This window comes from Hyalangium gracile (assembly GCF_020103725.1).
Lineage (GTDB): Bacteria > Myxococcota > Myxococcia > Myxococcales > Myxococcaceae > Hyalangium > Hyalangium gracile.
The window spans coordinates 278059-304037 of record NZ_JAHXBG010000007.1 but is presented as its reverse complement, the minus strand read 5'-3'; the positions used below and the strand labels follow the sequence as shown (position 1 = coordinate 304037).

The following is a 25979-nucleotide window of genomic DNA, read 5'->3' as shown; positions in this document are numbered from 1 at the left end:
CGGGCGCCGTCATTCCGCCCATACCGGACTTCGCCGCGGAAGTCCTGCCTCTCGCGCCTCTTCTCCCCGCAAATGAACGGGGCCGGACTCGCTCCCTGGAGCAAGCCCGGCCCCTGGCGCTGGGGGCAGTCATCCGCCCCCGCGCCGCCTCACCCCTGCCCTACTTCGCGATCAGCAGCAGCAGGCCGCGGCCACACACGCTGTAGTTGGTGAACTCGCCGCCGATGAGCCCCTCGGAGCCGGGGCTGGCCACCTGGTTGGGCCCCTCCGCCCAGTTGCAGGTATCCGTCACCCGATACCAGCTCTTCCCGTTGCCCGGCCACGGCAGGACGAAGTTCACCGCGCCGGACCAGCCGTTGTACGCCACGTAGATGGCGCTGGCCGTGTCACCGAACTCGGTGCCGTCCACGCGGAAGGCCAGGGCGTGGTTGTTACCGTTGCCGAAGTAGGCCGCGTCCGGCACGGTGCCGTCGGGCTTGAACCAGCGGTGCTGCTCCATCACGTTCCCGTTGGTGTCGTTGGTGCTGTAGAAGTTCGCGGGCCGCAGCGCCGGGTGCGCCTTGCGGAACGCGATCAGCCGCTGGGTGAACGTCTTGAAGTTCGTCTGGTCCGTGGTCAGCGCGTAGTTCAGCCAGTTCTTGTCCGAGTCCAGGTTGTACACGTTGTTGTTGCAGTACTGGGTGCGCAGGAACTCGTCGCCGCCGGTGAACATGGGCGTGCCCGCGCTGAGCATCAGGAACGCCATGCCATTGCGCGCCGCCTTGCGCTGGTCCGCCGCCACTCCGCCCTGGTCCCAGCTGTGGTTGTTGTCCTCGCCACCATCCGAGGGGCCGTACGGCCACGGCTGCAGGTTGTCCTTCGAGTTGCAGGTGTAGAGATCCTTCAAGCTGAGGCCGTCGTGCGCCACCATGAAGTTGATGGAGTTGTACGGCTTGCGGCCGTCATCCCCGTACAGGTCCGACGAGCCCGCGAAGCGCGTGGCCAGCTCGCCCGGCGTCACGGTCTCCACCCCCATCTGGTTCTGGTCCTTGCGCAGCGAGTCGCGGAACTTGCCGTTCCACTCGGACCAGATGCCCGGGAAGTTGCCCACCTGGTACGAGTTGCCGCCGATGGCCCACGGCTCGGCGACGAAGTCGGTGCCCGCGCCACCAGCGGGAGGACGCGGCGCCAGGTCCGTCAGGATGCGGTTGAGCGCGGTGGCGCTGTTCATCTTGTCGTAGTTGAAGCAGCCGTGCTGGCAGGTGTTGCCGAGCACGGAGGCCAGATCGAACCGGAACCCGTCCACGCCCAGCGTGTCCTTCCAGTACGCCAGCGAGTGGATGATCAGGTTCTGCGCCGTCGGGTTGAAGGTGTTGTAGTTGCCGCCCACGCCCGTGTTGTCCCAGTTGAACTTCATGTCGGACGTGAGGCTGTAGTACGTGGGGTTGTCCAGGCCGCGGAAGCTCAGGACGTTGAAGGTGTTCGGATCGGTGCCGCTCCACGCTCCGCCCTCGCCGGTGTGGTTGTAGACCACGTCGACCATGACCTTGATGCCGTTGTCGTGGAAGGCCTTCACCATCTCCTTGAACTCGCGCGTGGGGCCGCCCGCCGACTTGTCATAGGAGTAGCGCCGGTCCGGGGCGAAGAAGTTCAGCGTCATGTAGCCCCAGTAGTTGTCCCCCGCCGTGCTGAGCACGTTGTCGATGGAGTCGTTGTCCGTCTCGTGCAGCGGCAGGAACTCCACGGCGGTGACACCGAGCGCCGCGAGCGCCGGGGCCTTCAGGCCCGCGCCCTTGTACGTGCCGCGGTAGGCGGCGGCGATGCTCGCGTCGTTCTTGGTGAGGCCACGCACGTGCACCTCGTAGATGACGTCATCCTTCAGCGCGCGCGTGGGCCGGGTGCCGATGGACTGGGTGTCCCCGGCCAGCACGATGCCCTTGGGCGCCTTCGGGCCGCTGTCGATGTTGCGGTGGGCGCCGCTGGCGAACACCGTCCCGTCGGTGTGGTTGGCGTTGTTCGGATCGTGGCTGATCTCCTTGGCGTAGGGATCCAGCAGCAGCTTGTTGGGGTTGAAGCGGTTGCCGGCGGAGTCCACGTCCGAGACGAACCCGACGCTCGAGCCCTTGGTCCAGGTCGAGTTGTACGGCCAGTTCGGGCCCCACGCGCGGTAGCCGTAGTACACGGTGCCCGTCAGCCCGTAGCTGCTCGACAGGGTGGCGACCGAGACCGTCTTCGACCAGATGTTCGTGGCCGAGTCCTTGGTCATCACGTACTTCACCACTTCCGCGGCGTTGAACGGCGTCTTGTAGATGTAGAGCTCGATGCGCGTGGCGCGCGAGGAGTAGACGCGGAAGTCGATGTTGGCCTTCGTCGCGTCGTAGTTGGCACCCAGCGTCCAGGTCACCGCCTCTTGCTGCTGTACGCCGGTGTCCGCGAGTTCCTCCGCGAGCAGGGACGTGTTGTGGTCAGAGGCTCCGCAGGCAGCCAGGAAGGCGGCGAGGCCGGCGGACAGGAGGGGGCGCCACCGGAGGAGCCCGAAGGCTCCCCGGGGGAGGTCAGTGGCAGGGGTCATGGGTCCAAAGCTCCGGCGCGGCTCATTCGGCGCTGCGGGCGGGCCCGCGCTTGCCCGTAGAGCAGACTTCCAGCACCTCTCGGGGAGTGAAGTCAACGCGACCAGCCCGGGCTTCACCGAAATGTCAGGCGGTGGCACGACTGGTCGTCCGGGACCCAGGGTCATCGGCACGGCCCGGGGGAATGATTGGGCCGGCTAAAACGTAGGCTTGACAGTGGCGGGAGCCGTCGATACAAGGCCGCCCTGTCGCAAGCGGCGGACGCCCAGGGCGGATAGCTCAGCGGTAGAGCGTCGCCCTTACAAGGCGAGGGTCACAGGTTCGATCCCTGTTCCGCCCAAGGTTGTGGGGAGTTAGTTCAGTTGGTTAGAACGCCGGCCTGTCACGCCGGAGGCCACGGGTTCAAGTCCCGTACTCCTCGCCAAAAAGAAGGGCCCGGAATCGCAAGGTTCCGGGCCCTTCGTCTTTTCGAGCTGTCGGCTCACCGCCCCGTCGCCGCGACCGTGACGTGAGGCGCGAGCATTCGCTCGGACTGGCCTCGCCTGGGTGTACACCCGGCGGCTGCGGTAGAGTCACCGGCCGTCGGCGTTCCCAGCGGTTCCCATGCCCGAGACGACGTATACGGATGTCTCCACGGTCGATGCTCCCGCACGTCCCGGGGGACCGGCGGGCGCCTCGCTCGTGCCAGCCCTGACGATCATCTCCCATCCCGTGGCGCGCCGCGCCGGAGAGCAGCTGCTGCTCGAGGGGCTGACGGTGGCGCGGGAGGTGTCGCTGTCTCGCAACGCTCCGGACTTCACCCGTCCCGGCAGTTCCCTGGGCCAGCCTCTGGCCGATCCCTTCCTCAGCCGCAAGCCGCTGGTGCTCGCGCCCACCGCGGGCGGAGGAGTGAGCCTCCAGCTCGGCGACAGTGGAATCCGGGTGGAGGTGGCCGGAGTGCCGCTCCAGGGCGAGCGAGAGTTCACCCGTGAGGAGCTGGCCGCGGGCGTGCCGCTCGAGCTGTCCCAGCGCGTCGCGCTGCTGCTCCACCTGGTGCCCGTCCCGACGGCTGCCAGCAGCGACGAGCTGGGCATGGTGGGGCAGAGCGCGGGCGTGCGCCGCGTGCGCGAGGACATTGCCCGCGTGGCGGACCTGGGCCTGCCGGTGCTCATCCGCGGAGAGACAGGGGCCGGCAAGGAGCTGGTGGCCCGGGCCATCCACCAGCGAAGCCCCCGCCGCCGGGGCCCCTTCGTCAGCGTCAACCTGGGCGCCATCCCCAAGGAGCTGGCCGCCGCCGAGCTCTTCGGTGCCCACCGTGGCGCCTATACCGGTGCCACGCGCGATCGCGAGGGCTACTTCCGCGCCGCGCACGGAGGCACGCTCTTCCTCGACGAGGTGGGCGAGGCCTCCCCCGAGGTCCAGGTCCTACTGCTGCGCGCGCTGGAGACGGGAGAGCTCTACCCGGTGGGAGGGCACACGCCGGTGGCGGTGGACGTACGGCTGGTGGCCGCGACGGATGCGCACCTGGAGGAGCAGATCCGCCAGGGCCTCTTCAAGGCCCCGCTGCTGCATCGGCTGGCCAGCTTCGAGATCCGTGTCCCCCCGCTGCGCTCCCGCCGCGAGGACATCGGCCCGCTCTTCCTCCACTTCGCCCGACAGGAGCTGGAGGCGCTCGGCGAAGCCTGGCGCCTGGAGCCCGAGGATCCCCGCGCGGAGCCATGGCTGCCGTCCTCCCTGGCGACTCGGCTGGTGCGCCATGCCTGGCCGGGCAACATCCGCCAGCTGCGCAACGTAGCGCGGCAGCTCGTCGTCCGCAGCCGAGGCCAACCCCAGGCGCAGGTCAATCCCCAGCTCGAGCAGGAGCTGGAGCCGGTGGCCACTCCGGCTCTCACCGTGGCGCCCGCCTCGCGACCATCCGAAGAGCCAGCCACGCCCACGCCCACCCGGCGCAAGGCTTCGGAGGTGGGCCAGGAGGAGCTGCTGGCGGCCCTGCGCGAGAGCGCATGGGACGTCAAGGCAGCGGCCAGCCGGTTGGGAATCTCCCGGGCCTCGCTCTACGACTTGATCGACAAGAGCCCGAACGTGCGCACCTCCAAGGCCCTGAGTCCGGAGGAGGTTCACCGCTGCTTCCAGGAGTGCCGGGGCGACGTGGACGCCATGGCGCAGCGGCTTGAGGTCTCCCGGCGGGGGCTGCTGCGCCGCCTGCGGGAGCTGGGCCTGGCGCCGGTCGGCTCCTGAGCGCCCTCCGAGGCTCGGAGTGCCGGCCGGCACGCTCCGGCACACCTCCGGCACACCCTCTCGCGCCGCCGACACACCGGGGCGGCACGCCCGGCACCCTCGCACCGAGCGCGCGCTCGGAGAGAGCGCCCGGCACGGCGTGTGCTCTGGGTCCGAGCACGCCAGCACGGTGCTGGCGCCCAAGCCTCTCCCTTGGAGGACCCCATGAAGAAGTTCCTGCCGCTCTTGATGCTCACCCCTGCGATGGCGTTTGGCCCCGGCTGCGGCACGGAGGCGCTCCCGAGCGAGTCCACCGAGCCGCTCGCCCCCACGACGACGGAGGCCCGCCTCGGCACGGGCTTCCTCGCGGCCCCCCAGAGTGCCCTGGCGGGGACCGTGGTGGGCTCCGATGGCTCACGCCTGTACTACCTGGGCTCGGAGAACCACGTCCATGAGATGAAGTTCACCGGCTCGTGGGTGCACACGGATCTGAACTCGGTCGTCCCGGCCGATCCTGTCTACGGCCCGGCTCGAGACGCCGCGCCCAACAGCCGCCTGGCGGCCTTCGTGGTGAAGGACTCCAGCGGCCAGAGCGTCCCGCGCGTGTACTACGTGGGCGGCAACAACCGCGTGTACGAGCTGTGGCTCGGGCAGCGCTGGTACTACCGGGATCTGCTCTCGAGCGCCTCGGGAGCGCCGCTCGCCGCGCCGGGGGCCGCCCTGGCGGGAACCGTGGTGGGCAACGGGGGCTCGCGTGTGTACTACCTGGCCGCGGACAACCACGTCCACGAGCTGAAGTGGGACGAGCAGAGCATGACGTGGAGCCACACGGACCTGAACGCCATCGTCCAGGCGGACCCTGTCCAAGGTCCGGTCCGCAACGCCGCGCCCAACAGCCCGCTGTTGGCCACCGTGGTGAAGGAGCCCGGCGGCCAGATGTACCCGCGCGTGGCCTATGTGGGGAACGACGGCCACATCTACCAGCTGTGGCTGGGCCAGCGCTGGAACTACCGGGATCTCACCGCGAGCGCCCCGGGAGCCGCGCTCGCCGCGCCGGGCACCGCGATGGCCGGAGCCGCCATGCCGAACGGTGACTCGGGCCTGTACTACATGGCCGCCGACAAGCACATCCACGAGCTGAAGTGGAACAACGCGAGCGCGACGTGGAGCCACACGGACCTGAACTCCATCATCCCGGCCGACCCCGTCTACGGGCCGGTGCGCGATGCCTCGGCCAGCAGCGGCCTGACGGCCACCTCGGTGCAGGACGCCACGGGGCAGACCAATCCGCGCGTGTACTATGTGGGCAGCGACAGCCGCGTCTACGAGCTGTGGCTGGGCCAGCGCTGGTACTACCGCAACCTGTTCGCGAGCGCTCCCGGCGCGGGGGCCGCGGCGGCCAGCAGCGCGATGGCGAGCTTCACCCTCAACGGAAACCTCTCGCGCGCCTACTACGAGGGGACGAACAACCACCTCTATGAGATGCAGTGGAACGGCCAGAGCTGGAGCTCCGTGGACCTGAGCACGACCGCCAACTGAGAATGCCACGCTTGCCAGTGGCAGGTGGGCTGCTCGAGCTACGCGCCCCCTGCCGCTGGCGCGTGTCGTTCCCTCGCAGAGAATGGAGTCCCCGCCATGCCCGACACCATCGCGCTGACCGTCACCATCCATGCGGACAGCTACACGTACGAGCCTGAGCCCAATCCTCCAGACAAACTGCCCGTATTGAAACCCGGGCAGAAGATCCAGTTCCTGAGCAGGTCGAGCGTGAAGGGCTCCACCGTCGTCACGCTGAAAGAAAACTGGGGCCTGTCTCCCGAAATGAACCGATTCACCCTCACACAACCCACGACGACCGGCCCAGACCAGCCGCTGCCCATGGCCCAGTCCGTGACCGTCGGGAACGTGCCGCCTGGCAAGTACCACTTCTGCTTCGAGGTCAGGAAGCTGAAGTCGGGGCCTCTGGGTGATACGAAGCAAGGGGAAGTGGAAGTGCAGCCGGATCCAGATCCAAAGGATCACGAGCAGAAGTAGCGCCACCGACGGTGGCCGCGGGCGAACTAGGGAGTCGTGGTGCGAGCCTGGCTCCGGCTCGCCAGCCAGCGCTCCCTCACCGCCTGGACCTCTCCCAGATGGCGCCGAGCCTCCTCATCCCGGGGATTGCGCTCGAGCGCCCCTTGGAGCGCCTTCGAGGCCTGCTCCAGGCTCGGCCGGGGATCGCTCCCGTGCTCCAGCTGCCAGGTGGCCAGGGTGAGCCAGGCCCAACCCGTGCCCGTCCAGGGGAGCGACGAGCCTGGCATCCCCTCCATGGCCCGCTGATAGGCCCCGAGCGCCGCGCGGACGCTCGGGCCGGGATCCTCTCCCCGCTTCCGCTGGTAGACGGCGCGCCACGCACTCACCTCGCCGAGGTTCTGGTCCACGAGGCCGTGCCGCGCATCCAGCTTCCGGGCCTGCTCGAGGGCGGCCTGGGCCTGCTCGAGTGAAGGATCCGGGCTCCTCCCCAGCTCCCAGTCCTGGCGGGCCTGCAGGAGCCGCGCGATGCCCAGCCCGTTGTGAAGCAGCGGCTGCTGGGGATTGATGGCCAGCGCCTCCTGGTAGAGCGAGACGGCCCGCTCCAGCTCGGGCCCGGCATCGCGTCCCTGCTCGCGCAGACGGCGGGCTCGCGCCTCCTGCACCCGAGCCTCGTAGAACCAGGGCACGTAGCTGCGGGGGTTGAGCGCGCGGGCCCGCTCGAGCGCGCTGAAGGCCTGTTCCAGATCGCGCTCCGACTCCTGTGAACGCGAGGCCCGCTTGAGGTAGGCGGCGCCGAGATTGACCCAGGCATCCATCTGCCGCTCGTCGAGCTTGATGGCGTCGCGGTAGGCCTCGATGGACTGGTTGCGATGCGCGAGCGAGTCCGCGCCCGTGTCATCCTCGTAGTCGGCCCACGCGTTGAAGATCAGCCCGAGGCTCGTGAAGTAGCCGTAGCTGCGGTCCTCGGCGGAGACACTCTCGAAGGCCTCATGGGCCTGACGGAGCAGCTCTCTCGGATCCTGGCCTCGCTCCTGGAGGGCGCGCGCCTGCAGGCGCAGGCTCAGGCCCAGCTCCAGGCGGGCCCGCGAGTGTCGAGGCTGGAGCGCCAGGGCGCCGCGAGCAGCCGCGGTGGCCTGCTCCAGCAGCGGCTCCACCTGTCCGCCACGAGGAGCCAGGAACTCGGCCAGCCTGCGGTGGAAGCGGGACTGCTGCACCCAGGAGTCGGCATGGTCGGGCGCGACGGTGAGGGCGCGCGTGAGCGCCTGAAGTCCCCGCTCGTAGAGGGGCTTCACCTCTCCCTGGCCGTAGAGCTCCATGAGCAGCGCGCCGTACTCCAGCCGCGCCAGGGAGTAGTGCACGGCCGGCACGCTCTCGGCGGTGGCGGCGGCCGCGGCGTAGGCCTGCCTCCCGGCCTCGAAATCGGCCAGGGCTCCGGCGCGATCTCCCTGGCCCCAGCGCGCCGTGGCGCGGGCCACCCGCACATCGCCTCGCAGCAGGGGCGCCTCGTGGAACCAGGGCAGACCGGGCCCCATGGCGTCCAGGTGGGTCAGCGCCTCGTCGTAGCGCCCCTCGTAGAAGGCCAACAGCGCCGCGCCGTAGTGGGGGGATGGCAGCTCCACGCCCTCGCTCCGCCTCAGCCAGGAGAGGGTGGGCTCGCGGTACTGGCGCTCGAACTCGCGGCGGCGGGCCTCGCGCTCCTCGGGGTTGCGCACCCGCTCCACCTCCAGGAGCTTCTCCTGGTAGAGCTGCCCCATCACCAGCGCCAGCGCATAGGCGACTCGCGGCTCGCGGAAGCCCGCCTGCCACGCGGACTCCAGTCGGGCCCGTGCGCCCTCGACGTCTCCGAGCGCCATCATCGCCCGGCCCACGGCGTAGTGGCCGGGGCCCACCGCGCGCTCGCCGCCCTCGCGGATCTCCGCCTCCAGTTCCTCCATGCGCTGACGCAGCACCTGTCGATCCTCGCGCGTGTCGTGCAGCCGCGAGAGCCCTGAGTAGCGGGCCTGGGCCTCGATGCGCTCCACCTTCTCGGTGAAGCCGCGGGAGATGCGCTCACGCAGGGCCAGCTCGCGGCGGGTCCAGACGGCCTGCCCCAGGGCGAGCATCACCCCGAGCAGGGCCACGGCGCCCAGGGCCACCGCGGCCCGGTGTCGACGCACCTTGCGCGCCAGCCGCTGCCACGGCCCCACCGGACGTGCGCGCACCGGCTCGCCATTGAGGAAGCGCTCCAGGTCCTCGGCCAGCGCGCGCGCCGAGTCGTAGCGCGCCGAGCGCTCCTTCTCTAGGCACTTGAGGGCGATGGCCTCCAGGTCCGCCGGCACGTCCGCGTCGAGCGCGCGAGGCGGGCGAGGCTCCTCGGACTGGATGCGGGCGAGCACCTCCAGCTCATTGCCCCCGGTGAAGGGGAGCTGGCCGGTGAGCAGGTGGTAGAGCGTAGCGCCCAGGCTGTAGACGTCCGCGCGTCGATCCAGCCGGGCCACCTCGCCCCGGGCCTGCTCGGGAGCCATGAAGTGGGGCGTGCCGAGCACCGTCCCCGTGGACAGGGACTCCTCGCGCCAGTCGCGCGCCAGGCCGAAGTCCAGGACGTAGGGGTGCAGGCGCCCATCCTCCGAGCGCTCCACCAGGATGTTGGAGGGCTTGAGATCCCGATGGATGAGGCCGGCGCGGTGAGCGGCGTGCACGCCCTCGGCCACCTCCCTCAACACCAGGGCCTTCTGCTCCAGCGAGAGCCCCGGCGCGAGCTGGCCCAGCGTCTGCCCCTCCACGTACTGCATGGCGATATAGGTGACGCCCCGGATCTCCCCCACCTCGTACACCTGGCACACGCGCTCGTGCCGGACACGGGCCTGGGCACGGGCCTCGGAGAGGAAGCGGCGTGCCAGCTCGGGAGCCGCGTCGCGCACGAACTTGAGGGCCACGTTGCGGCGCAGCTGCACGTCATAGGCGAGGAACACCCGGCCCATGCCACCCTGCCCGAGGAAGCGCACCGCCTGATAGCGCTCCCAGCCGGGCACGGGAAAGGCGGGCCCCTGCGCTTCGACCGAGGCCAGTGGCGCACCGGGTTCCAGCGTCTCGGCCTCTTGTGGGGAGCTGCCGGGCCGAGATGCCTTGGGCTCCGCGCGCGTTCGAGACGGGTCCGTGTTCGCCATGCCGGCCATCCTCCTCGAAGCTACCGGTCGCTGAGCGTATCGAAGAAGACCTGCTCGAAGCGCGCCTGATCCTCCTGCGTCGCGGCGACGTCGATCGCCTTCGCCTCGGAGGATTGCGGCAACTTCTCGCGGGTTACCTGGGCCGTGCCCCCTTCGCGGCGAAGTCGCGAGTGAGGCCTTCGTACTCGGTCATCTCCGGGAACCTCTCGAAGGAGTGCACGGCCGCCGTCGCCGCCCATGGCAGCTTCACTTCCGTGTAGGTCTCGATGAACGGCACGAACCAGCTCCAGTCGTCGAGCATGCTCGGCCGGAGGTTCACGAAGAAGTCCATGCCCTCCGGCCGCGTGAACATCCACGTCATGCAGTAGCCGCAGAACATGTGCTGCGTCGGCCCGTGCAGCCCACCCACCACCGGCTCTCCGGAGAGAACCTCGAAGCCGGGCGTCGGGATCGCCATCGACAGGCTGAAAGCGCTCGAGCTCATGCGCTGACAGCCGGTGCAGTGACACGCCATGGTGAGGAGCGGCGGGAGGGTGACCCGCAGGCGAACCTTCCCGCAGCGGCACCCACCCTCCCAAGGCAACTTCCATTCAGACCCAGGTTTCTCCATGCCCGGAGAGTGGGCCGCTGGCCAGCCGCCGGCAAGAGAAACCGCGAACCCTCCTCCACGAACTGCACATCGCAGCCCCATCTTCCCTCTCGAGGCTCCAGCCTGGCCACCCCGCACGCCAGCAGCGCCAGGCTGTCGAGTGTGGCAGCGTCTCTCCAGTTCCCAAAGAGGGGGATACACGATGAGGGTAGATCGTTTTTCTTTCGCATGTGCCGCGGCTCTGGCTCTGATGGCATGTGGCCGTGAGACGGAGCTCGCCGCTCTGTTGTCGCCCGAGGCGGTGCGGCCCCGGGAGCTCACCGCCTCCTTGTCGGGTGCGGCGCAGAGGCCCAACCCCGTTCAAACCGCCGGCTCGGGCTCGGTCGTGTCCTGGGTGGAAGGCACGAGGCTCATCGTCCAGGGCAGCTTCCGCGGCCTCTCGGCGAACGCCACGGCGGCTCACTTCCATGGACTCGCCGACGAGAACAGCACCGCTCCTGTCTTCTGCTCGCTCCGGGTGCCCATTGCCGCCACCGGGGCGATCGCCTCGGGGACGGAGGTTGGCTCCTGTGGCACCATGGAGCTGACCGCCGCGGACGTGGCGAACCTCCAGGGCGGCAAGCTCTACGTCAACATCCACACGACCCTGCACGCCGGCGGCGAGCTTCGCGGGCAGCTGCGCCCCAGGCCCCCTTCGGAGGGCTGGGGATCGGCGCTCCTCAAGCTGGACGGCAAGAGGCTGGATATCTTCGGAAGCTTCGAGGGGCTGGAGAGCAACGCCGTGTCCGCGCAGATCCGCGGCCCCGCCGACGAGAGCAGCACCGGTCCCGTCTTCTGCTCACTCCAGGTGCCCACGTCTCGGAGCGGAGCGTTCGAGCTGGGCCAGGGCACCGATTCGTGCGGCGACCGGGCGCTGAGCACCTCGGAGGTGGAGCAGTTCAAGAGCGGCGGGATGTACATCCTCCTCAACACCGAGACCCGGCCCAACGGCGAGCTCCGCGGCCAGATCTTCCTGGGCAACCTGGACGACTGAGTCAGCTGTGCCCGTGGTGAGAATATCGGGAGCCCGACAAAAGGGCTCCCGCCTGTTGGATACCTCACGCCCTCCTGCACCGGGAGGGAGGGCGAACGGCAAGGAAATACCTATCAATCGGAATACCCAGAACCCATGGGCACGCTGACACCCGCGAGGAGAACCCCATGAAGAAGGCTCCGATGATGGAAGCTCCCTGCACCGTCCAGGGTGTGGGGATGAAACGGTGGGCCGTTGCCTGGCTCGCCACCCTGTGCCTGGGCGTGGGCATCTCGGCCTGCGGCCCCGAGGCGTCCCTCACCGAGCCTCTGTCGTTGGAGAGCACGTCCCAGGAGCTCACCTCCGCCAACGGCCTGTCCACCAACGGCCTGTCCGCCAACGGCCTGTCCGCCAACGGCCTGTCCGCCAACGGCCTGTCCGCCAACGGCCTGTCCGCCGCGGCCTTCACCCAATGGTTCACCCACAACCCCGCGAACGCGAACATGCTGATGACGTATGTCGTGCGTTGCGCGGTGCCGGCGGGGCAGAGCCGCTCGTACACCCACAGCCAGACGGGGCAGACCTATACCTGGGCGGGAGGACTGGGGCTCGCACCGGACTGGGCCAACGGTCACCCGGCCAGCACCAACGACCAGCAGGTCGTCACGGCCTGCCTGCTGGCCCACGTCAACCGCTACGGAGAGCACGTGACCATCTCCGTGCTGGGAATGAGTGCGGGGGGCACTCCCATCCCCTTCACCGCCAGCGAGCTGTCGGCCTACTCCGTTCGTGAGGCCTGCTTCTTCGGGAACATCTTCGTCCCGAACAGCCTCTTCTTCGGAGTCGACCGGCCCATCAATGACGAAGGCGAGTACCTCACCCGGGCTTGCGGAGCGGTGGACTCTGGGGCTCCATCCACGCAGTGCGCCCCCATGCGCTTCGTCGGCCGGTGCTCGCAACGCTGTGCGCCAGGGCCCCATGGCACGTACTACGCGAGCTGCTCCGTCAATGGCGTGAGCTACCGGCCCATGACGACCCGGATGAAGTGGTCGGACTACACCCACCTCTTCCCCGATGACTCGGACGACGATGACGATGACGATGACGATGACGATGACGACTAGTGGCTGGGGAACGCGGCGGTAGCGGCGACTTCCCACCGTCGCGGAGGGCGCTCCCTCGAGTGAGGGAGGAGGAAGCGACCAGGGAGCCCGAAGCTCCCTCGAGCGGGGGCGGAGCCGGGGCGCAAGAGCAGCTCCCTGGATGAATCGTCCCAGCCACTTGGACGGCCGGTCAAATCATTTGGACGAATCGGCATAGCACGTCCAACGAGCTTGGTGCACACCTTCCATACACGTCGTGCTTGCACCCGAAGGAGCCAACCATGGCCCAGACTCGTTGGAAGACCCTCCCCACCCTCATCGAGCCGTACTCCTATGCGGCGCTGCGCATCGTCACCGGCGCGCTCTTCGCGTTTCACGGCATGCAGAAGCTCTTCGGCATCTACGGTGGGAACGTCCAAACGTTCGGCACCCAGCTCTGGCTTGGCGGAGTCATCGAGCTCGTCGCCGGCGGCTTGATCGCGCTCGGTCTGCTCACCCGGCCCGCGGCCTTCCTGTCGTCGGGCACGATGGCGGTCGCCTACATCCAGTTCCACTGGAAGTTCGCCTTCGCCGATGGGAAGTGGATCCCCACCCTCAACATGGGCGAGCTGGCCGTGGTGTTCTGCTTCCTGTTCCTCTTCATCTTCGCCTACGGGCCGGGCCGCTTCGCGCTCGATCTCTGGAAGCCCGCGGGCAGGCGCCAGTCCCCGCCGCCGCACGCGCCGCACACCGCGCGCCCCACCTCCGCGTGATGACACGCGCGATGGCCCTTGGAGCGGGCCACCGCGCGGAGCACTTCCGAGCCGCTGCCGGGGGCTAGCGCCAGGGTGGCGGCCACGCGAACGGGGCCACGCAGCCATCCGCGGGGACATAGTCCCCGAACCACGGACGTGAGCCGACCGAGAGCGTGATCTTGATGTAGCCCCGGCCACTGGTCCAGACGGTGTTGTTCTCCACCACCGTGCCGTCGAACGAGTACCAGACGCGCTGGCTGGGCGTGGGGGCCGGGAGCGGATCCAGGACGATTCCGCCGCCCGAGGCATTGCCTCCACTGACTGAAGACGATGTTGGCCGTCGCCGTCACCCGGACGACGGCGCGCTTTCTCAGTGCTGGCGTATAGTACCCGCTGCGCGCATCGCGGCCCGTCCGCCCTCCCCGTTGCGCCAGGCGCAACGGCTGTTGTCTGGGGCGCAACAAGGCGCCAGGACTGACGCCTCTCCCGCGGCCCTGCTGGCCGAGCCAACCCCAGAATCTTCCTCTCCCCATGTGCTGACAGTCGTGCTGGCGTGCCCCGTGCAATCTCGGCGCGGCGCCGTGAATCGCAGCGCTTCTTCCATCGCCCCTTTGCAAGGAATCAGCACATGCCTGCCCTCCGCAGCCTCACGCTTCGTCGACTCGTCAGAGACACACTTGCGCCGTCCCGTGCCAGCATGCTCCGCGCCGGTGCATCGCTGACGGCCCTGCTCCTCTCCACGGGGTGCGGGATGCCCGAAGGCGACGAGCCGGCTACCGGTGAGGTTCGACAGGCGAGCACCAGCGCCGTGCTGGGCACGGCCGCCTGCAATGACCGGGTGCTCTTGAAGTCCTGGAAGGGCGACTACCTGCACCGCCCCGACAGTCCGCAGGGTGTCACCACCTGGGGCAACATCTCCGGCAGCATCTGGACCGTCGAGTGTATGGCCAACGGGAAGCTCCAGCTCCGCTCGTGGAAGGGCGACTACCTGCACCGCCCCGACAGCCCGCAGGGCGTCACCACCTGGGGCTTTGGAGAGTGGACGGCCGAGAACGCGCAAGGAGGAAAGGTCCGGCTGCGCTCGTGGAAGGGCGACTACCTGCACCGCCCCGACAGCCCGCAGGGCGTCACCACCTGGAGCTCTGGCGACTGGACGGTCGAGCCGGATCCCTCCCAGCGTCCCCCGAGCTCCGGCGGCAACACGCTCTATGGCCACTGGCAGGGCTCCGGCGGACAGAACCCATACAGCACGGGCAATCGCGTGTTCTTGCTGGACCACACGGGCGTCGCGGAAACCCAGACCTTCACCCTCACCTCCTCCGCGGATTCCTATCTCTACCTCCTCGACGCGAGCGGCAACGTGCTCGCCCAGGACGACAACGGAGGTGGAGGCGGCCACGCCCGTCTGTCCCTCACCCTGTCACCGGGGAGCTACAAGCTGGTCGCGGCGACCACCACGGCGGGACAGAGCGCGGAGTTCCTGCTGAGCTCGGACAAGGCCCGCTTGCGCTACTCGCAGCGGCTGGAGCTCCAGCCCTCGAGCCGCTTCCACTGGATCTACGATGACTCCGGCTCGGGTGCCGACAACGATGTCTCCGTCTGGCGGCCGGACCTCAGTCAGACCCCGGGCTTCTATTCGCTCGGCGATGTCGCCATGGGGAGCCACGGGCGGGCCCCCGGGATGACCTTCGTGGTGCGGGGCGAGGGTGACGTGCTGGCGAGGCCGCTCGACTACAACTGGATCTGGAGCGACTGGGGCTCCGGCGGCACTCACGACGGCTCCTTCTGGGAGCCCGTGGCTCCCGCGGGCTATACCTGCCTGGGCGCGGTGGCGGCGCTGGGCTACTCCAAGCCTTCGACGGACCTCATCCGCTGCGTGAAGAATGAGTACGTGCTGCCCGCCGTGCCCAGCTGGGTGTGGAACGACAGTGGCTCGGGCGCGGATCATGACGTGTCGCTCTGGCAGGCTGCTCCGCAGGATCATCGGAGCCTGAGCCCGTCCACCTTCGTGGCCCGGCCGAACCACGGGGATACCGGGGGCAACCGCTACTGGGCCCTCAACAAGAGCGCCACGGCCAACGAGCACCTGAGGGGTGGGGCCGTGGACACGTGGGCCGTCACGGCGTTCGCTCCTCGCGTGTGGCTGGCTCCGGACGAGTACTACTGGCCCTCCTCCACCCAGTTCCATCTGGCCAACGTGCACGAGGAGAACGGCCACCTGGTGACCAACCAGCCGCTGGGCTGTGACTCCTGCACGGATCCCCAGTTCCTGGACGGCCAGCGGCCGGATCAGACGTCCGTGCCCGTCTACGCCCAGATCATCCGCCGGACCCAGGGCGGCCAGCCCACGAACGTGACGGACATCCTCTATTGGACCTTCTACCCGTACAACAATGGCAAGCGGGTGTGCATCGGGTGGTACTCGCCCTGGGGCTGCGTGGGCGGCTACTCCACCTTCGGCAACCACGTGGGTGACTGGGAGCACCTCACGGTGCGCTTCATCGACGGCCGTCCGGCGCAGGTCTATCTGAGCCAGCACGCCAATGGGCAGACGTTCACCTTCGGAGACAAGGGGATGCTCTTCACGGGCTGGCACCCGGAGGTCTTCGCGGCCCACGGCTCCCACGGCCTGTACCCGGATGCGGCCCGGCACATCTATGAGACGATCTTCAACGGCGACTTCCTGGCGGATGACACGGGCTATGGGCTGGCGTGGAACACCTGGGACAATGTGGTGGCCATCCCCTGGCAGCCGCTGGGGAGCTATACGGGAAGCCTGGCCTGGCTGAACATCACCGCCGCCTGGGGCAACCCCGCGAGCGGTTGCGACAACCCGACGGGCTACTGCGTCAACAGCGGCGGCCCGGGAGCGCTGATGACGAGGTCCGTGTCCAACCCGGAGTTCATGACGCTCGAGTGACGGCACGGCCGTGAGGGCCCCGCGCATTCAGGTGGGGCCCTCGGCCCGGACAACTGATCCTCGACAAGGACTCACTCCCAACACATGCCGACGTGTTCTGCCTGGCCAACTTCGCCACAGTGCTCGTCGGCACCCAGCGCTTCAAAGAGGCTGTCCAGTGCCTCCGGCTCGAGGGGCTGCTCTTCCACGAGCTACCGTTGCGCTGAGCGCGTATCCCCTGGCGGCGGGTTCGATTCCCGCCGCTTCCACATAGAGCAACCCGCCGCTCTCAAGCGCTCTCGCTCTGAGAAGGGGGCGGAGCGCCGTGCTCGGTGATGATGCCATGAGCCACGGCCAGCCCCAGCCCCGTGCACGCTCCCCGGGGATTTGGTGGTGAAGAACGGATGGGTATCAGCCGCGGCGGCCCCAGCAAGCGCCCTGGTAGGGCTGGCCGATGCTGTTGCAGTAGCCTGCGGCCAGAACCCGCACTCCCCATGGCCGATGTAGGAGCACGCACCGAGATCAGCCCCCAGGCGGCCTCGCCGGTGTCCCTCCAGTAGTTGGTCCCCCCGCAGTTGGCGAGGCAGCGGCGACCGCCCGCATCCCAGCCCATGCAGATGGCGTGATCACCGGGGCTACAGACGGCCTGCTCCACCTCGCCGAGGTTCTCGCCGGGCGCCGCGGCCTGCTCCTCGCTCGCGCCCGCCATGGGATCGGCCCCCGCCGCCTCCTCCTCGACGCCACAGCCGGACGCGAGGGCAACGACGACGGAGAGCATGAGACCAGGGATGAGAGACCTACGCATGTTCGATACCTCTGGGTATGGAAGTGGGAATCAGGTCAAGCCACCTGGATGCTCCGCGCTGTTGCCCAGCAGGTCGCCTCCGTAGGCGCAGCCGTAGGCAGCATCGGCGTACTCCCTCTGGCGAATCCACAGCGGGTGGGGCGTCTGGATAATGCCTTCAACCTCGCTACAGGTAAAACACACATGTCCAAGATCTCGAAGAAGAGCACGGCGACCCCCGTGAAGACGTCGAGCACCAGCAAGCAAACACCTGCCACGAATAAAGTGGAGTCCAAGGGCGCGCAGCCCTCTGCTTCGCAGGCCAAAGCCAAGGCCAAGGCCCCTGTCCCGCAGGACAGCTTCGAAGCACCAGGGCCTCACGTACGCACCGACAAGCACGGGAAGACGATCGTGGACCTCGGCTCTGGCAACAACCACGCGACCATTCGCCAGCAGAAGGACGGCGGGCTGACGGTCACCTCGGACGGCAGGACCGTGAAGCTCACCGCGCAGCAAGCTCGGAACATGGTCATCCACGGAGGCGCTGGCAAAGACACCATCGTCGCGGACAAGAGCGTCAAGGTGGGGCTGCGCATCGATGGCGGCAGCGGCAATGACACGATTATCGGCGGCAAGGGCAACGACCGGATTTCGGGGGGCAAGGGCCATGACGTCCTGAAAGGCGGTCTGGGCAAGGACACGCTCTCCGGGGGCACCGGCAACGACAGGCTCTCCGGCGGCAACGGCAACGACAGGCTCGTGGGCGGACAGGGCAAAGACACGCTCTCCGGCGGCAACGGCCGTGACGTCTTGAACGGTGGCCAAGGCAACGATCGGCTCGTCGGCGGCAGTGGCAACGACACGCTCATCGGGGGGCAGGGTCACGATCGGCTCTCTGGCGGCAGCGGACATGACGTCCTGAGAGGCGACCGGGGCAACGACACGCTCTCCGGCGGCAGTGGCAACGACACGCTCATCGGCGGCCGGGGTAACAATCGGCTCTCCGGCGGCAGTGGCAATGACACGCTCATCGGGGGCCAGGGCACCAACGCGCTCTCCGGCGACAGCGGCGACGACGTGCTCATCGGCGGACAGGGGACACGCTCATCGGGGGCCAGGGCACCAACGCGCTCTCCGGCGACAGCGGCGACGACGTGCTCATCGGCGGACAGGGCCACAACACTCTCTCCGGTGGCGACGGCAACGACAGGCTCATCGGCGGACAGGGTCACAACGCGCTCTCCGGCGGCAGTGGCAACGACACGCTCATCGGGGGCCAGGGCACCAACACGCTCTCCGGCGACAGCGGCGACGACGTGCTCATCGGCGGCCAGGGCCACAACACGCTCTCCGGCGGCGACGGCAACGACAGGCTCACCGGAGGCCAGGGCCACAACACTCTCTCCGGCGACAGCGGCAACGACACGCTCATCGGCGGCCAGGGCCACAACACGCTCTCCGGCGGCGATGGCAACGATGTGCTCCTGGGCGGTCGAGGCAACAACGCGCTCTCCGGCGACAGCGGCAACGACACGCTCATCGGCGGCCAGGGCCACAACACGCTCTCCGGCGGCGATGGCAACGATGTGCTCCTGGGCGGCCGAGGCAACAACACGCTCTCCGGCGGCAGCGGCAACGACGTGCTCATCGGCGGCCAGGGCCACAACACGCTCTCCGGCGGCGATGGCAACGATGTACTCCTGGGCGGCCGAGGCAACAACACGCTCTCCGGCGGCAGCGGCAACGACGTGCTCATCGGCGGCCGAGGCAACAACACGCTCTCGGGCGGCGACGGCAACGATGTGCTCGTCGGCGGTCGAGGCAACGACAGGCTCTCCGGCGACAGCGGCAACGACGTGCTCATCGGCGGCCGAGGCAACGACACGCTCTCGGGCGGCGACGGCAACGATGTGCTCATCGGCGGTCGCGGCAACGACAGGCTCTCGGGCGGCAACGGCAACGATGTGCTCCTGGGCGGTCGCGGCAACGACAGGCTCTCCGGCGACAGCGGCAACGACGTGCTCATCGGCGGCCGAGGCAACGACACGCTCTCGGGCGGCGACGGCAACGATGTGCTCATCGGCGGTCGCGGCAACGACAGGCTCTCGGGCGGCAACGGCAACGATGTGCTCCTGGGCGGTCGCGGCAACGACAGGCTCTCCGGCGACAGCGGCAATGACGTACTCGCAGGCGGCCGAGGCAATGACAGGCTCTCGGGCGGCGCTGGCAACGACGTGCTCATCGGCGGCCGAGGCAACAACAGGAGCAGAAGGAGGACATGAGCCCTATTGGGCGTAGCGGGCGGGAGCAGCGCGGAGGTGAGGGACGCTGACGGGGAGCCCATGAGCCGCACTCCAGGCCAGCGTGCAAGCCATTCAGCTCCAGCAGCCACACTCCTGCCCAGCCCTGCCGCCTTCCCAGCCGGGACGCGGCAGGGGCCTGGCTCTCTTGGCCGGCTGTGGCGGCTTGAGCTTCAACACCACGCCCTCTGGAGCGGCCCTCGCGCAGGGGCCAGGTGCACACTCGCCGGGGGCACCCCGAAAGAGCGCGCCGTGGAACAACCGTCGACTCGAGAGCGCCGTCGAGGCCCAGCTGGTCGAGTGGGTCCGGGCCCGTACCGCTCGAAGTCCGGCTGGCCCGTCGACATCCCTTCAGCTCGGAAGATGTTTCCGGTACAGGCTGACGTTCGTGGGGCGCGATCCGTCGGGAAGCTTCACCTGCTGGACGACGCGCATCATCGTGCCTCCGTCGTCGAGCTGCCGCTCGGCGAACATCAGCGCCTGGCCGCCCCTGAAAGCCACCGAATCGAGGCGACGCGCGGAAGGCACCGAGACGGCGAGCGCATCGGCCAGTTCGCCGCCCGCGAAACGAGCGGGCTCGCCGTCAGGAATGCCGGAGAAGGTGACCTGGTGGCTCGCACCAGCGGCGTCTACCCAGTCGATCGTGAAAGTCAGGCGCCCCTCGGCCTCGGAGATGACGTACCGGCCCGCGCGCGGGGGCAGCCCCTGCTCGTAGTTGCAGGATTCGGGAATCAGAACCCAGGTGCCCAGAAAGCCGGCCCAGGGGCGTTGCGAGGATGACGAACTCATGGCGCGCCTGGAGGAGTCTACCAGGCCGGGGCCGGCGGTCACCTGGCGGCTTGCCGTCCCGCGCGCAGGACGGCCAGGCGCTTCGTACCGCCGAACACGACCGACACGCCCGGGAGGGGCCGGCCGAGCTCGCGCGCGAGCGTGGTCTTGCCCGCGCCCGCCTTGCCGCGGATGAAGTGGAGCGTCGCCATCGGGGGCGGCTCCTCTTTCCGTGAGTCCGAACGTACTGCTCTACTTTGCGTCGACCCGGCGGTGATGCAGCGCCATCGCGCCGGATGCGAGGCGCTTCGTCGAGAGGAGCTCGAGGCGCCGCGAGCGCTCGAGGCCCTGAAACAAGGTCGGGCCATGGCCGGCGAGAACCGGGTGGACGACGAAGCGATACTCATCGATGAGCCCCAGCCGCTCGAGCCCAGCCGCCAGCATGGGGCTGCCCACGAGGACGCCGCGCGGGGTCTTCTCCTTGAGCTGCGTCACGGCCTCGTGCAAATCCCCCGCGAGGCGGAAGGTGTTGTTCCACGGAAAGTCGTGTCGCGAGGCCGAGACGACATACTTCGGCTTGGCATCCAGCTTCTGCGCCCACTCCCGCATCGCTCGGGGGGCCTTCTCGTCGCGCGCCACCGCCGGCCAGTAGCTCTCCATCATCTCGTAGGTGATGCGCCCCCACAGCATCGCCCCGGCCGCTTCCATGAGCTGCGTGAAGTGGTCGTGCAGCTCGTCGTCCGCGATCCCCTCCCGATGGTCGTAGCACCCGTCCAAGGTCACGTTGAGCGCGAAGGTCAAGATTCCCATGGGATTCCTCCAGTCGTGATTGCAAACTGCAACCAGTTGCACCCTACTACTATCGGTAGACTTGTCGTGCAAGCCGGCACTTCGGCTCGGCAGCCCGGCGCAGGCTTGTTGGCCTGCTTCATCTCGGCTCGTCCGAGGTTGGCTGGCGAGGAGCTGGGTACGATGCGAGGTAGCACTTTCCGGCATGGTCATACATGAGGTCGCCGCACGGGGATGTCTGGCCCTCGAGAGGACCTATCCAGCAGGCTCCCTTGATTTCTCGCTCCGCACGCGGAGCGCAAGGAGGCTTGCGCTGTCCGGGCAGGCCCCCGTTCGTGGGCATGGGCCTGCCCAGTGACAGGAAGGGCGGCAGCGAGACTCCGGCCGCCTCCACACTGGTGAGCGCCTCCTCCGCGGCCCCGGCGTCTGGAGTCTCTGGAGACGGCGCCTCAGCCCTCTCCTCCTCGAAGGGGTTCGACACCGTTACCGTCCGCTCCCGAAGAGCCAAAGAGCCCCCCACGAGCACCGCCAGGGTGGCAAGAGCCGTTCCAGCGGGGAGCCAAGGGGCGGTCCTGCGGCGTGGGCCTGGGCGGGACGTCCGGTCCGTGGCGGCTGCAGCGGGGGTTGGGAGGATGGGTGCGCGGGCCTCGGGCTGTTGCGCGGCAAGGCCGAGAGCAGCGACCAACGACGAAGCTCGAGGTCGCCGGAGGGGCTCCTCGGAGAGGCACGCGAGCAGCAGCTCGTCGAGGCTCGAGCTTACCGTCGCGAGGTCCCTCGGAGGGAGGATCCGGCGCGGAGGGCCGGACACCTCCTCGAGTGGAGGCGGGTAGGTGCCGGTAACGAGCCGGTAGGCAGTGACGCCCAGCGCATACACATCATCAGCGGCATTCGGCTCGTACCGCTCACCAGAGCGACGGTGTGCCCAGTGCCAGCGGAGGCTCTCCGGGCTCCTGTAGGAGGTAGTGCCAGGCCCGAGTGAACTCTCCGTGACCGGAGTGGCCCCGAGGTGCACGGCGCACCCCCAGTCGAGCAGCACGGCGCGTCCCTCGGCGGAGACGAGCACGTTGGCTCCCTTGACGTCCCGGTGCACGCCACCGAGGGCGTGAGCGGCAGCCAGCGCGCTGGTGAGCTGCGCGAGGATCTGGAGTACCTGACGGGAGGTACGAGGCTGCGCCCGGGCCCACAGGTATAAGGGCATGCCCTCCACCCACTCCATGGCCAGGTAGGGATGGTGGGTGCCCCGCGAGGACGTCCACCAGCCCCTGTCCTCGAAGCGCGGCACGGAAGGGTGCTGGAGGCTCTGGAGCAGTGTGACTTCCCGGCTAAAGCGCGGATCGTCAGGAGCCACCGCCACCTTCAGGGCGAAAGGTCCCGCCTCGGGATGACCCGCACGCTCGACGCGGAAGACGACGCCGAAGCTGCCCCGGTCGTGCCTCTCACGCACCAGCCATGGGCCGATCCCGACTCCGGGAACGAGCTCGGGATGTGGATGAGTCTCGCGGACCTGCATGGCACGTCTCCAGGTAGGTAGGCCGCAGCGCACCCTACCCCAGGGGTGGGTGCCGCGCCACACTCCCGGCTCTACTGCGTAGCGCTCACCACCGCGCGACCTGCTTGGGGTTTGCTTCCGCCTTGAGGCGGGTTCGATTCCCGCCGCCTATGCCGCCAAGTTCATCTGCAAGGCCAAGGGACGCGACTTCGTTGTGTCGCCGCTGGAAAGCCTCTGGTCAGCCCCGAACCCCGAAAGCTTCACTGCGAGGCGCAAGGACGAGTGGGACTGGACCCTGATGATCATGGTCCCTGACTTCGTGGACGAGGAGACGTTTCAGGAAGCCAAGCCCCGGAGCGCGTCCAAGTTGGGAGAGCTCTCCGCCATCGGTGATCCTCGGAAGACCCCAGCCAAGAAGCTCAAGCCCCTGATCCGCCAGCCCGTACGGAAGAGCTGAAGGTCAGCCTCCATGGGTTGCGTGCGATACAGAGGACAGCAACCAGTCCAGCGCGACTGGGACGGCCCCGAGCACCGAGACGTGTCCGTCCCGAGGGCGAAGCCACAGCTCCGCCGTCGGGCAGAGCCGGAGCAGCCGCTCGGCGTGGGCGGGCGGCACGACCCGGTCCTCTCCTCCCTGCACGAGCAGCACCGGCGCGGCGACGCGGCCGAGCTCGAACCCCCATGGGCTGACGAAGGCGATGTCGTCATCCACCAGGCCATCCGGTCCCGCCGAGCCCGCGCGCACAGCGTCCTCACCGAGCGACTTCCACGGCCCGTTGAGCGCGGCCCAGTCCAGCGAGGTGAAGCTCTCCTCGTCGAACTCCTCCGTCTCCGCATGCCGGGCTCGCGCCGCGCGGCCGAGCACCGCGGCGCGGAGTCCTCCGGGGGAAATCATTCCGGCGAACCAGTCGGGGGAGGACTCGTAAGGAGCGATCCCCGCCAGGCACACCGCGCCCACCACCCGGCCGGAGAGGACACCAGCGCAGGCGAGGGCATGCGGCCCTCCGCCAGACGCGCCCATCACCGCGAACCGGTCGACACCGAGCGCGTCGACCACCTGCTCGACGTCACCCGCCGCCGAGGCCACGTCCCGGCCCACGTTCGGTGTCGAACCGCCGTAGCTCGGCCGGCCGTACGACACGACCCGGATGCGCCTCACCGCCACGGCCGCGACGAGCGGCTCGAGCAGCGCTCCCGTCTGCGGCGATCCGTGGTGCCACACGACCGTCAGCGCAGTCGGCGCTCCCGTGTCACCCGTATCGTGGACGCGCAGACGCCGTCCGTCCCGCAGCTCGACATCCCGTTCGCTCGCCATGCGCGGACTCTACGCCCCCAGCCATGCCTCACGTGTCTTGGGAACGTCGGCCCACGCGGCTGTCACGGACGTGGCCAGCAGCGCGGCCAGGAGTCCTGCACCTGGGCGGCCCGGGCGGCCAGGTGGTGACTCCAGTCAGCAGGCAGAACGGCAGTCACCAGTCTCCCCTCCCCTCTACGGGGCCGCTCTCGAGGGAAAACGGCTCATTTCAGGCCTTTAGGGAGCCCAGGAGCCGTTGGCATGCTCCCTGCTCCAGGTCATGGCATCTCCACTGCCTCGAATGGAATCCCCGCCATGACCTCGCCCATCGCCCCTCGCAACACCGCCGTTCGCCTCCCCACCCAGGACGTCGCCGCTGCCCGCGTGGGCGTCGCGCAGACCGCCAGCCAGCCCGGTGCTGCTCTGGAGGGTGGAGCCAGGCGCACCTGCGGGGTGAACATGCACCAGGACGGCTTCAGCGCGGGCCCGCAGCCCGGTGCGCAGTGGAACCAGTTCCTGCAGGGGCTGCAGGGCCTCGACGCGGGCAAGCAGCAGGAGCAGATCATCCAGGCTCACCAGCAGATGGTGCAGGCCCAGGTGCAGCAGCAGCTTCAGCAGCTGCAGCAGATGATTCAGCAGCAGCAGCAGATGCTCCAGGGCGCCGCCGGGGCCACCCCGCCCGCCGGTGGCGTTGAGGCGGTCGGTGGCGCCAGCGCCGCCGCCCCGACGGCTCCGGCCGCTCCGCAGGCCCCCGCGGGCGACAGTGGCAGCGTCGCCGCTCCCCAGCAGGCCCCCGTGGAGCCCACGTCCACTCCCACCACGGACTCCGGCTCCGTCAGCGCGTCGGGTGACGCCAGGCTGGGAGCCGGGTTCCCCTCGGCCTTGGGCCAGTTCAAGGGCGCGATCGAGTCCGCGGCTGCCAAGGCTGGAGTGCCCGCGTCCATGCTGACCGCGCAGATCTGGCAGGAGTCCCGCGGCAACATCGCCGCCGTCACCACCAACGGTGGCAACGGCCTGACGGACACCGGCCTGATGCAGGTCAACCCCAACACCTTCGGCGAGCTGCAGGCCAAGTACCCGGAGCTGCAGGGCAAGAACCTGGCGGATCCGGAGACCAACATCCTGGCCGGCGCCTTCTACATGAAGGACATGAAGGAGCAGTTCGGGAGCTGGGACCTGGCGCTGCGCGCCTACAACTCGGGTCCCAACGGTGTGGACCGCGGCAACCCCAACGCCATTCCCGCCGGCACGGGTGACGCCACCTACGTCACCAAGGTGAAGCAGTTCTGGGACACCATCCAGACGGGCAACGGCACTCTGCCCGCGTAGGCCCAGCGCTTCCATCCGAACGTTCGGTTCGGCAGCGTTCCGAACGAACCCCTGCCTCCGTCCGAACGTTCGGACGAACGCCGTTCCCAATCTTCCTCGAAGCGTGCCTTGTGGGTGTGCCAGGTGCCGTGCGCAAGAAGCGCGAGGCTCAGAACGGGTGGCCCTCGGTTTCGACGATGAGCTCACCGGCGCGTGCTCGAGCCGTAAGCCGCGTCTGTTCCCGACTTCTATCTCTACTATCCGAGTCAAACCCAGCGCTCTGCCTCGCTCGGGCTCTTCGTCGAGACGGTTCGTGAGCTGCCTTGACACCCGCCTCGCTCAAATCAGGCGCTCGAGCGCTGCTGACTCAGCGGAGGCTCCGATAGATGGCGAGGTCACCGGAGAGCGACACCGGTGTGAGCCATGAGCACGAGGGCAACCGCAGATCGACGCTGCACACGCGTATCTCGCGCGTCCGAGCGATCAACTCGAGGTCGGCCATCACTCGGTCGAGCCGCTCACCGCTGAACGGGCAATAGAGGAAGAACACCGTGCCGTTCGTGATGTAGCTCGCAAGCTCCGCGGCATCGCCTTCGACCACCGAGACCCGTTCGGCGTTCAATCGTGACGCGAGCTCGCGTGCGCCGCGGACGAGCTCAGGCTGGATCTCGATCCCAATCGCGCCCGCCCCCGTCAAGAAGTGCGTCAGCGCCGTGGCTCTCCCCAGACCGGAGCCAATGTCCACGAACACATCCTCGGCGCCCACCTTCGCGCCATCGATCACGCGCAGCAGCGTATCGACCGAGCTCGGCAGATACGGAACGCACCCGCGCGGCAGTTCAGGACCATCTGGCGGCAGCCCTTCGAGCCCAAAGACCTGATCGAGCCAACCATCGCGCTCGCTCGCAGGCACGCTCGTCAGCGCCGCGCGGAATTCCAGCGGGCCCGCCCGACGCGTCGATAACGCCCTGCGCATTTCTTCAGGGTCCAACGCTCCACCTCTTTC

Annotated in this window: 21 protein-coding genes, 2 tRNA genes and 1 pseudogene; 14 read left to right on the top strand and 10 right to left on the bottom strand. The window is 68.7% G+C overall.

Annotation, left to right across the window (positions count from 1 at the left end; all coding sequences use genetic code 11):
* Window positions 1-160: 160 nt before the first annotated feature.
* Window positions 161-2551: an isoamylase gene (locus tag KY572_RS16560; protein WP_224243589.1), complete on the bottom strand. Its 2391-nt coding sequence runs from the start codon at window positions 2549-2551 to the stop codon at window positions 161-163.
* A 266-nt stretch (window positions 2552-2817) separates the two neighbouring features.
* On the opposite strand from KY572_RS16560, the gene KY572_RS16555 reads away from it, so the two are divergent.
* The 5 genes from KY572_RS16555 (at window position 2818) to KY572_RS16535 (ending at window position 6779) form a co-directional block, all read left to right on the top strand.
* Window positions 2818-2889: transfer RNA gene (locus KY572_RS16555), tRNA-Val, on the top strand.
* A gap of 7 nt (window positions 2890-2896) precedes the next feature.
* Window positions 2897-2973 (top strand) — tRNA-Asp (locus KY572_RS16550).
* Window positions 2974-3152: 179 nt separating this feature from the next.
* A complete protein-coding gene (locus tag KY572_RS16545; protein WP_224243588.1) occupies window positions 3153-4766 on the top strand; it encodes a sigma 54-interacting transcriptional regulator in 1614 nt (537 codons plus the stop codon).
* Window positions 4767-4970: 204 nt separating this feature from the next.
* Complete coding sequence (locus KY572_RS16540; RefSeq protein WP_224243587.1) at window positions 4971-6284, top strand: hypothetical protein; 1314 nt, start codon at window positions 4971-4973, stop codon at window positions 6282-6284.
* A gap of 96 nt (window positions 6285-6380) precedes the next feature.
* Entirely contained in the window at window positions 6381-6779 is a 399-nt protein-coding gene (locus tag KY572_RS16535) for a hypothetical protein (protein WP_224243586.1), read from the top strand.
* 26 nt (window positions 6780-6805) lie between these two features.
* Here the strand turns inward: KY572_RS16535 and KY572_RS16530 are convergent, their stop codons facing one another.
* Window positions 6806-9904, bottom strand: coding sequence for a serine/threonine-protein kinase (locus KY572_RS16530; RefSeq protein ID WP_224243585.1), 3099 nt, complete (start codon window positions 9902-9904; stop codon window positions 6806-6808).
* Window positions 9905-10037: 133 nt separating this feature from the next.
* Window positions 10038-10514 (bottom strand): GFA family protein, encoded by a 477-nt coding sequence (locus KY572_RS16525; RefSeq protein WP_456077669.1) that lies wholly within the window; start codon window positions 10512-10514, stop codon window positions 10038-10040.
* Between the two features lie 229 nt (window positions 10515-10743).
* Here KY572_RS16525 and KY572_RS16520 point away from each other — a divergent pair, with 229 nt between their 5' ends.
* The 5 genes from KY572_RS16520 to KY572_RS16500 all read left to right on the top strand — a co-directional run bounded on the left by KY572_RS16520 (window position 10744) and on the right by KY572_RS16500 (window position 16468).
* On the top strand, window positions 10744-11526 hold the full coding sequence (locus tag KY572_RS16520) for a CHRD domain-containing protein (RefSeq protein ID WP_224243583.1): 783 nt from the start codon (window positions 10744-10746) through the stop codon (window positions 11524-11526).
* Between the two features lie 167 nt (window positions 11527-11693).
* On the top strand, window positions 11694-12629 hold the full coding sequence (locus KY572_RS16515) for a hypothetical protein (protein WP_224243582.1): 936 nt from the start codon (window positions 11694-11696) through the stop codon (window positions 12627-12629).
* Window positions 12630-12889: 260 nt separating this feature from the next.
* Window positions 12890-13360 carry a DoxX family protein gene (locus KY572_RS16510; RefSeq protein WP_224243581.1) on the top strand — a complete coding sequence of 157 codons (471 nt, stop codon included), beginning with the start codon at window positions 12890-12892 and terminating at the stop codon, window positions 13358-13360.
* A gap of 733 nt (window positions 13361-14093) precedes the next feature.
* Window positions 14094-16262 (top strand): Vps62-related protein, encoded by a 2169-nt coding sequence (locus KY572_RS16505; RefSeq protein WP_224243580.1) that lies wholly within the window; start codon window positions 14094-14096, stop codon window positions 16260-16262.
* Between the two features lie 53 nt (window positions 16263-16315).
* A complete protein-coding gene (locus KY572_RS16500; protein WP_224243842.1) occupies window positions 16316-16468 on the top strand; it encodes a double-CXXCG motif protein in 153 nt (50 codons plus the stop codon).
* 62 nt (window positions 16469-16530) lie between these two features.
* Here KY572_RS16500 and KY572_RS16495 read toward each other — a convergent pair whose 3' ends face one another.
* Window positions 16531-17046 (bottom strand): hypothetical protein, encoded by a 516-nt coding sequence (locus KY572_RS16495; RefSeq protein ID WP_224243579.1) that lies wholly within the window; start codon window positions 17044-17046, stop codon window positions 16531-16533.
* A gap of 48 nt (window positions 17047-17094) precedes the next feature.
* Between KY572_RS16495 and KY572_RS48125 the strand changes: the two are divergent.
* Window positions 17095-18111: pseudogene (locus KY572_RS48125) on the top strand (calcium-binding protein); the annotation flags it as partial.
* Window positions 18112-18131: 20 nt separating this feature from the next.
* Window positions 18132-19307 (top strand): calcium-binding protein, encoded by a 1176-nt coding sequence (locus tag KY572_RS47215; RefSeq protein WP_317987861.1) that lies wholly within the window; start codon window positions 18132-18134, stop codon window positions 19305-19307.
* Between the two features lie 369 nt (window positions 19308-19676).
* On the opposite strand, the gene KY572_RS16480 is transcribed toward KY572_RS47215, so the two are convergent.
* From KY572_RS16480 to KY572_RS48120, 4 genes are all read right to left on the bottom strand, one after another.
* Window positions 19677-20114 (bottom strand): hypothetical protein, encoded by a 438-nt coding sequence (locus tag KY572_RS16480; protein ID WP_002621693.1) that lies wholly within the window; start codon window positions 20112-20114, stop codon window positions 19677-19679.
* 38 nt (window positions 20115-20152) lie between these two features.
* The gene (locus KY572_RS16475) at window positions 20153-20305 is read right to left on the bottom strand and encodes a DEAD/DEAH box helicase family protein (protein WP_224243578.1); all 153 of its coding nucleotides are present in this window, start codon (window positions 20303-20305) and stop codon (window positions 20153-20155) included.
* A gap of 40 nt (window positions 20306-20345) precedes the next feature.
* On the bottom strand, window positions 20346-20903 hold the full coding sequence (locus KY572_RS16470) for a dihydrofolate reductase family protein (protein WP_224243577.1): 558 nt from the start codon (window positions 20901-20903) through the stop codon (window positions 20346-20348).
* 118 nt (window positions 20904-21021) lie between these two features.
* The gene (locus tag KY572_RS48120; protein ID WP_224243576.1) at window positions 21022-22392 is read right to left on the bottom strand and encodes a serine/threonine protein kinase; all 1371 of its coding nucleotides are present in this window, start codon (window positions 22390-22392) and stop codon (window positions 21022-21024) included.
* Between the two features lie 277 nt (window positions 22393-22669).
* Here KY572_RS48120 and KY572_RS16460 point away from each other — a divergent pair, with 277 nt between their 5' ends.
* Entirely contained in the window at window positions 22670-22828 is a 159-nt protein-coding gene (locus KY572_RS16460; protein ID WP_224243575.1) for a hypothetical protein, read from the top strand.
* A 3-nt stretch (window positions 22829-22831) separates the two neighbouring features.
* Here the strand turns inward: KY572_RS16460 and KY572_RS16455 are convergent, their stop codons facing one another.
* The gene (locus tag KY572_RS16455) at window positions 22832-23686 is read right to left on the bottom strand and encodes an alpha/beta fold hydrolase (RefSeq protein ID WP_224243574.1); all 855 of its coding nucleotides are present in this window, start codon (window positions 23684-23686) and stop codon (window positions 22832-22834) included.
* A gap of 294 nt (window positions 23687-23980) precedes the next feature.
* On the opposite strand from KY572_RS16455, the gene KY572_RS16450 reads away from it, so the two are divergent.
* Window positions 23981-24994, top strand: coding sequence for a lytic transglycosylase domain-containing protein (locus tag KY572_RS16450; protein ID WP_224243573.1), 1014 nt, complete (start codon window positions 23981-23983; stop codon window positions 24992-24994).
* Window positions 24995-25340: 346 nt separating this feature from the next.
* Here KY572_RS16450 and KY572_RS16445 read toward each other — a convergent pair whose 3' ends face one another.
* A complete protein-coding gene (locus tag KY572_RS16445) occupies window positions 25341-25964 on the bottom strand; it encodes a protein-L-isoaspartate O-methyltransferase (RefSeq protein ID WP_224243572.1) in 624 nt (207 codons plus the stop codon).
* Window positions 25965-25979 lie beyond the last annotated feature (15 nt).